The sequence below is a fragment of the Emticicia sp. genome (assembly GCF_049241225.1).
Taxonomy (GTDB): domain Bacteria; phylum Bacteroidota; class Bacteroidia; order Cytophagales; family Spirosomataceae; genus Emticicia.
The window spans coordinates 1-6986 of record NZ_JBMLRC010000237.1 but is presented as its reverse complement, the minus strand read 5'-3'; the positions used below and the strand labels follow the sequence as shown (position 1 = coordinate 6986).

Annotated in this window: 6 protein-coding genes and 1 pseudogene; 1 reads left to right on the top strand and 6 read right to left on the bottom strand. The window is 38.2% G+C overall.

Going from position 1 to position 6986, the window contains the following annotated elements; genetic code table 11:
* Positions 1 to 334: pseudogene (locus ACOVO2_RS12805) on the top strand (ribonuclease inhibitor); the annotation flags it as partial.
* Between the two features lie 24 nt (positions 335 to 358).
* Here ACOVO2_RS12805 and ACOVO2_RS12800 read toward each other — a convergent pair.
* The 6 genes from ACOVO2_RS12800 to ACOVO2_RS12775 form a co-directional block, all read right to left on the bottom strand.
* A complete protein-coding gene (locus ACOVO2_RS12800; RefSeq protein WP_421770357.1) occupies positions 359 to 781 on the bottom strand; it encodes a sugar 3,4-ketoisomerase in 423 nt (140 codons plus the stop codon).
* 216 nt (positions 782 to 997) lie between these two features.
* Entirely contained in the window at positions 998 to 1801 is an 804-nt protein-coding gene (locus ACOVO2_RS12795; protein WP_421770356.1) for an SDR family NAD(P)-dependent oxidoreductase, read from the bottom strand.
* A complete protein-coding gene (locus tag ACOVO2_RS12790; RefSeq protein ID WP_421770355.1) occupies positions 1798 to 3906 on the bottom strand; it encodes an alpha-glucuronidase family glycosyl hydrolase in 2109 nt (702 codons plus the stop codon). Before ACOVO2_RS12790 ends, ACOVO2_RS12795 begins: the two co-directional genes overlap by 4 nt.
* 25 nt (positions 3907 to 3931) lie before the next feature.
* Positions 3932 to 4327 carry a VOC family protein gene (locus ACOVO2_RS12785; RefSeq protein WP_421770354.1) on the bottom strand — a complete coding sequence of 132 codons (396 nt, stop codon included), beginning with the start codon at positions 4325 to 4327 and terminating at the stop codon, positions 3932 to 3934.
* Entirely contained in the window at positions 4324 to 5538 is a 1215-nt protein-coding gene (gene uxuA / locus ACOVO2_RS12780) for a mannonate dehydratase (RefSeq protein WP_421770353.1), read from the bottom strand. The genes ACOVO2_RS12785 and uxuA overlap by 4 nt, the downstream gene beginning before the upstream one ends.
* A 111-nt stretch (positions 5539 to 5649) precedes the next feature.
* Entirely contained in the window at positions 5650 to 6816 is a 1167-nt protein-coding gene (locus tag ACOVO2_RS12775) for a Gfo/Idh/MocA family protein (protein WP_421770352.1), read from the bottom strand.
* Positions 6817 to 6986 lie beyond the last annotated feature (170 nt).

The window sequence follows — 6986 nt, the reverse complement described above, 5'->3', positions numbered from 1 at the left end:
TGAAATTGCAAAGCTTAAAAATCTAACAAGATTACATTTAGAAAATACTAAGATTTCTGACGTAACATTATCAAATATTTCGTCTTTGCAAAACTTAGAGTACCTAAATCTTAACAATACAACAATTTCAGATAAAGGATTAGAAGCTATTGCTAAGTTAAAGAATCTCAAAAAGGTTTATGTATGGAAAACGAATGTGACAGCTGCAGGTATAGATAATCTTAAAAAAAAGCTACCTGAAATTTCGGTTGAAGTTGGTATAAGTGAACAACAAATGGCAGAACTCGTGAAAAACAAACCGAATGAAAAGAGCGATGATGTTTATAAAAAATAGCAAAACAAAAAAGATTGACAAACGTCAATCTTTTTTGTTTTTACTAATAAGAGCTTGATATTCTTTATCCTCGTTTAAAGAATCACTATAACTTGGATATATATAATCTTCGGGGTCGTAGTTTTCGTTAGAAACTACTAATACAATTGCATTATCTGAAAAATTCTCCAAAGTATGCCAATCTTGTGGTTCGAGTATTAGCACTTTGTTTGGTTCATCTAATCCAAAAACCATTTTTTTATCTGGAGTCTCAACATAAATATCGCAAGAGCCTTGCAAGCACATCAAGGCTTGCCAAGCTTTTATATGTCGGTGGCCTCCTCTTGTTTCACCATCAGCGTTTGTAATATAGAATATACGCTTCAATGAACCGGGCAAAATGTTCTCAAAAACTGTTAAATCTCCCCTGTTACTTGAGTGAACAGGCAAAGTGAAAATTTTAGGCATAGTGGTTACAAAGGTCAGTACTCATACATGTTCGTACTATCAGTATGTTGATTCAATCATAATTGAATCGTAAACATACTAAAAACTTGTCTAAAATAATAGAAAATGAATATTTTTATCTGATTTATTTGTAAAAAAATAAATTATTCATCAGCAGCATTTAAACGGAAAAATGTTTTTATTAACTGTATTACTGAATAGGAATATTACAAATTTCTAAAAACCAATCGAATTGCCACCATCGACTGGAAGAGATACCCCCGTGATATATCGAGCGGCATCTGATGCCAAAAAAACAGCCGCCCAGCCAATGTCGGAAGGTTTACCAAATTTGCCAATTGGGGTTCGGTTTAAAGCACGGTTCATGCGGTCGGGGTCACTACCCATTGCAGTTTTCATCATGCTGGTTTCGATAAACCCTGGGGCAATGGCATTGATTCTTACGTTTTGGGGTGAAAATTCGGAAGCCAGCACTTTTACCATTCCTTCAACGCCTGATTTTGACGCTGCATAAGCCACCACTCGGTCGATTCCATAGTAGGCTGCCATTGACGATATCATGATGATTGAACCACTTTTTCGAGCAAGCATACGAGCTGCACATGCACGTGTGAGTGCAAAAACTGCACTTAAATTGGTTTGAATGATACGATTAAAATCTTCGTCGGACACTTCGAGTGCTGGACGCTTCATGTTTACCCCCGCATTATTGACTAAAATATCAATTGGCCCGTGAGTTGTTTCAATATCATTTACCAAACCTTCCAGCGATGATAAATCGGTTACATCGTTGACGAAATAATGAGCTTTTTCACCCAGCTCGGCTACGGCCTCTTTTAATGGGTCTTCTCTTCTTCCTGTAATGATAACTTTTGCACCCGAAAATACCATACACTTGGCAATATCGAAGCCAATTCCGCTTCCTCCACCTGTAATTAAGCACAGTTTTTCGTTGAGTGCAAAGGCCGTGCTATGTGATATGTGTTTACTTTCTTCTGTGAAAATTGCTCTTTCTGTCATCTTAAATGGTAAATTTCTACTAATTTTTTAACTTCTTCTAAATTTCTATTCGGTGGCGTGAGTGAACTCGGTATTGGTGTTTTTGCAAATTCTTGAAAATACAAAACACAAGCATCTCGCCACCAAATTGCTTCTTTTTCTTGAATTTTGAGTCTGGCTGAGACACTTCCAAATGTTTCCGTATCGATATATGGTTTCAGATTTGTCCAATCTTTTTGTAATTTTTGTACTTCAACAACACCATTGTAATAGCGATAACATAGCTCTTCCCAAAGGGTATTTCCTGTGCTGAGTTTTTTGTTCCAAGCAATATGGTGAAACCACATTAAATAATTCAAATCGCATTTATCGGGATTTCCCCACATTTCACGTACTTCCTTCGTGTAAAGATTTAAAGCATTACTCATTTTACCAGTTCGGTCAAATCCTAGGCCTATCGAGTCAGCACGATGGTAATAAATTGAGGTCCAATCGGGTCTTGCTGCCTTGGTTAGCCAAGGTTCTGGCCCGTAATGATGTCCTTCTCCCATCATGTGACTTAAACCCAACGGGTACGTGTAACTGATATAAGTTGGTAATGATTTTTGCATCATCTCATTGATTTGAACTTTCGCTTTTTCATCATTGGTCAAGGCCATTCCAATCCATTCTTTGGCAATTTTTTCTGAACTTAGCGTATTATCCCAGGCCAAACGCCCAAAAGCGTACCAATTTGCTTGATTGAATGGGTGGCCGCACCAGTTGGCATCCGAACCAGTATTTGCCACACCAGCCATCAACGAAACTTGAGAATTGTATAAACTTCCGTCGATGACTTTAGCAACAGTTGAGCCTTTTCCTTTGGCGTATGTATCGGTATCGAGGCATTCTTTAAACATGGGGGCTAAATAGGTGAGGTGTGTTGATTGCCCCAGATATTCTTGCGTAATCTGAAATTCCATCGCCAATTTAGTATTCGAAAAACCGCCAAACATTGGGTGAAACGGCTCACGAGGCATGAAATCAATTGGTCCATTTTTTACTTGTACAATCACCTTTTCGTCAAATTTGCCATCAAGTGGCTTGAATTGTTCGAAAGCTTCTTTGAAACGGTCGCCGTTTGGGTCGGCGTTATAAACAAATGCTCGCCAAATAACGATTCCTGAAAACGGTTTCATCGCTTCAGCCAACATATTTGCCCCGTCGGCGTGAGTACGACCGTAATCTTGTGGGCCAGGTTCGCCTTCTGAGTTGGCTTTCACTAAATAGCCACCAAAATCTGGAATGTATTGATGAATTTCTTTGGTTTTTTCATTCCACCATTTTCTTACTTCGGGGTCGAGTGGGTCAGAGGTTTTTAGGCCTCCAAGTGTGCGTGGCGAACGGAAATTTACTGAAATAAAAACTCGAATTCCGTAAGGACGAAGGACATCGGCCACGGCTTTGATTTTTTCGAGATATTCTGCCGTCAAAAATCTTGAACTTGCATTGACATTATTGATTGAGGTTGCGTTGATACCAATCGCAGCATTTGCACGAGCATATGCAACGTAACGCGGGTCAATTCGGAATGGCAGTTCATTCCATTTCCACATGGATGAGCCAGCGTAGCCACGTTCGACAGTTCCGTTGGCATTGTCCCAATGATTTAGCATTCTGATTTTTACTCTGGGATTGCTTACAATGTTTTGTCCGATTGCTTGGAGCGTTTGAATATTTCTTAATAATTCGAAGGCACCATAAAGTACACCAACGGCTGATTTTGAGGATATTACTATATTGCCATTTCTTGCAAAAATAGCAAACCCATCTTCATTTAATGATTGAGTAAGTGATTGATTATTAGATACTTCGAGTATAATTCCACCAGAAAGAGAAGTACTTTTTGGTGAGATTATTGTTTTCGTACCCAAAAGTCCCGCAAAACCCGATTGTAATTCTTCGGCAGCTTTTTGAAGGGTTGGGTTTTCGGTATTTCCTGCAATAAATTTTGAGAATTTTATATAAGAAAGTTTTTGTTTTTGGTCTTTAATTAAATCATATTTTAGCCAAAGTCTTGAACCATCATCGGCAAATACCATAATAGCGAAAAGAGAAAATATGATTGATAGAAATGCTTTTTTCATTTATAATTTAGTGATTATTAATATTTTATTTGTCTTTTGGCTCTAATAAATCCCAAAGATTTCCATACAAGTCTTCAAAAACTGCCACAGTTCCATAGACTTCTTCTTTTGGTTCTCTTATAAATCTGATACCTTTTTCTTGCATCTGATTATAATCTCGCCAAAAATCATCGGTATAAAGAAAAAGAAAAACTCTGCCGCCGGTTTGGTTTCCTACCCGACTTACTTGCTCTTGATTAGCGGCTTTTGCGAGTAAAATTGCGGTTTCGGTTGCACCTTTTGGTTTTACTACAACCCAACGCTTTTCTTCACTTTGTTTGGTGTCTTCAATGAGTTCAAAATTGAGTTTTTTTGTGTAAAAATCAATTGCTTCATCGTAATCTTTAACAAGTATGGCAAATTGGGCAATGTATTGTTTCATGCTGATAAATTTCGTTCAATCGCCATTTGTAAACCTCTGATTTCTGCCAAGCCTTTCAGTCTTCCGATAGCCGAATAACCTGGATAGGTTTTACGCTTTGTAATTCCTTCTTGTAAATCATCAAGCATTTGGTGTCCGTGGTCGGGTCGCATTGGAATCTGATTATCTGCTTGCCCAACTGATTTTCTGCGGTTTTGTTCTTCAATGACCGCTTTTACGACTTCATACATATCAACATCGCCCATTAAGTGGGCGGCTTCATGAAAATTCAGTGGGTTTTCTTCTCGTTTGGTTGTACGCAAGTGCAGGAAATGAATACGATTCGCAAACTTTTTAACCATTTTTGCCAGTTCGTTATCTTCTCTCACACCCAACGAACCTGTACAGAAAGTAATGCCGTTGGCTGTAATATCACAAGCGTTCATGAGTTGTTCTAAATCATTTTCAGTGCTTACTACTCTTGGTAAACCCAACAAAGATTTCGGAGGGTCATCGGGGTGAATGCAAAGATTTACGCCTATTTCTTGAGCAAAAGGTGCAATTTGTTGTACAAAATAATACAAATTGGCTCTTAGTTCGGCATCTCCGATGTGGGCATAATTATCAAGCAAACCTTGAAATGTATTCAAATCAAAGGCTTCTTCCGAGCCAGGTAAACCCAAAAGAGCTGTATTTTTCAGCGTTTCAACTTCTGTTGGTGTCATTACCTCAAACTTCTTTTTGGCCGATTCTCTTACCTCAATTTCATAATCTTTCTCGGCATTCGGGCGTTTTAGTATGTACAAATCAAAAATGGCAAAATCTTCCCAAACAAACCTGAGGGCTTTTGAACCATCAGGCATTTCGTAGTTTAGATTGGTACGTGACCAGTCCAGAACGGGCATGAAATTGTAGCAAACTGTTTTAATTCCACACTTTGCTAAGTTCGCCAATGAAATTTTATAGTTTTCAATCAACTTTTCTCTCGAAGGCAAGCCTTTTTTTATGTCTTCATGCACTGGCAAACTTTCAACCACTAACCATTTTAGAGGTATGTACCGAGTATTGTCTTTTTCAATGATATTTATTCTTTCTTGAATGGCTTCAACTGACCAAATTTCACCGACTGGAATCTGATGCAATGCCGAAACAACTCCTGTGCAGCCCGCTTGTCGAATATCCATTAATGAAACTGGGTCGTTAGGCCCAAACCATCGCATTGTATGTAACATTTTTATTAATTAAGAGTTAAGAATGAGGAATTAAGAATGAGATGAACTACGTTTACCATATAAATCATTAAATTTTGTGTCCAAAATTCTACATTCTCAATTCTACATTCTTCATTTATTTAGACTTATTTTTTGTGCATTTTTTTGTGCTTTTAGGGCCAGTTCGGTGGCCAAAAAGCAGTGTTCTTGGGTCATGGCTGTTTCGGTTCTGTTAAGAATGTCATCAACCAATTGTGGGCCATAGGGCAATGTTTGGGCAGTACAATCAAAATATTTTGTCTCTTTATTATCAGTTAAAAATAAATGACTTCCTCCTTCACGACCCGCCAAATCAATGTTTTTTCTGATTTCGATAAAACCTTCTGTACCGAGAATCGTCAGACGACCATCTCCCCATGTTTTTAGGCCATCAGGTGTAAACCAATCGACTCTGATGTAGCCCATTCCACCATCACCTCGGAGCATGGCATCGCCAAAATCTTCAAATTTGGGGTATTGAGGATGGTGTACATTACCAATTTGCGAAGCCACAACTTCGGCTTTTTTAGAGTTTGTAAAATACAAATATTGGTCAAATTGATGAGAAGCAATATCTGTGATGATTCCACCAAACAAATCTCTATCAAAAAACCATTCGGGGCGAGTTTTGGCATTCATTCGGTGCGGACCGAGTCCGATTGTTTGAATTACGTTGCCAATTGCCCCAGCTTTTACGAGTTCTCCAGCTTTTATAGTTGCTTTATTCTCAAAGCGTTCGCTATACATAATAGAATAAATTCGACCAGTGGCTTTTTGAACTTTACGCACTTCGGCCAATTGTTCAAGCGTTGTGATGCCTGGTTTATCAGCCATAAAATCTTTGCCAGATTTCATTACTCGGATACCCAAAGGAGCTCTTTCTGAAGCAATTGCCGAACTCAAAACCAATTGAATTGACTTATCTTCTAAGATTTCTTTTTCGTCTTTCACCAATTTTGCATCAGGGTAACGTTTGGCAAAAGCCGCAATTAAGTCAGCTTCTTTGGCAAAATAAGCTACTAATTCTCCACCACCTTTTTTTACGGCTTCCACTTGTCCGTAAATATGCCCATGATTCATGCCAATTACGGCAAATTTCAGGCGTGGTGAATCATAGATTTTTTGTGTTGAACTTTTTACAATTTCGGTCGTGTAATGCCCGAAATCTTTATTTTGAAACATCGGAAAAGCCATTAAGCCTGCGGCAGTCGATGCTGCCGCTGCCGATGTTTTTTTGAGGAAATTACGTCTGTTATTCATTTTTAATATCTTTATTATCAAGAGATTATATATAAGTACTCAATCCTAAATAGTTTATGTAATATGGTTTTGTTCGACCCCATTCGGGGTCGTATATTGGTAGAAAAAAAATTGATTACTACCAATATCTGACCCCGAATGGGGTCAAACTTCAAACTTACTAATAGTAT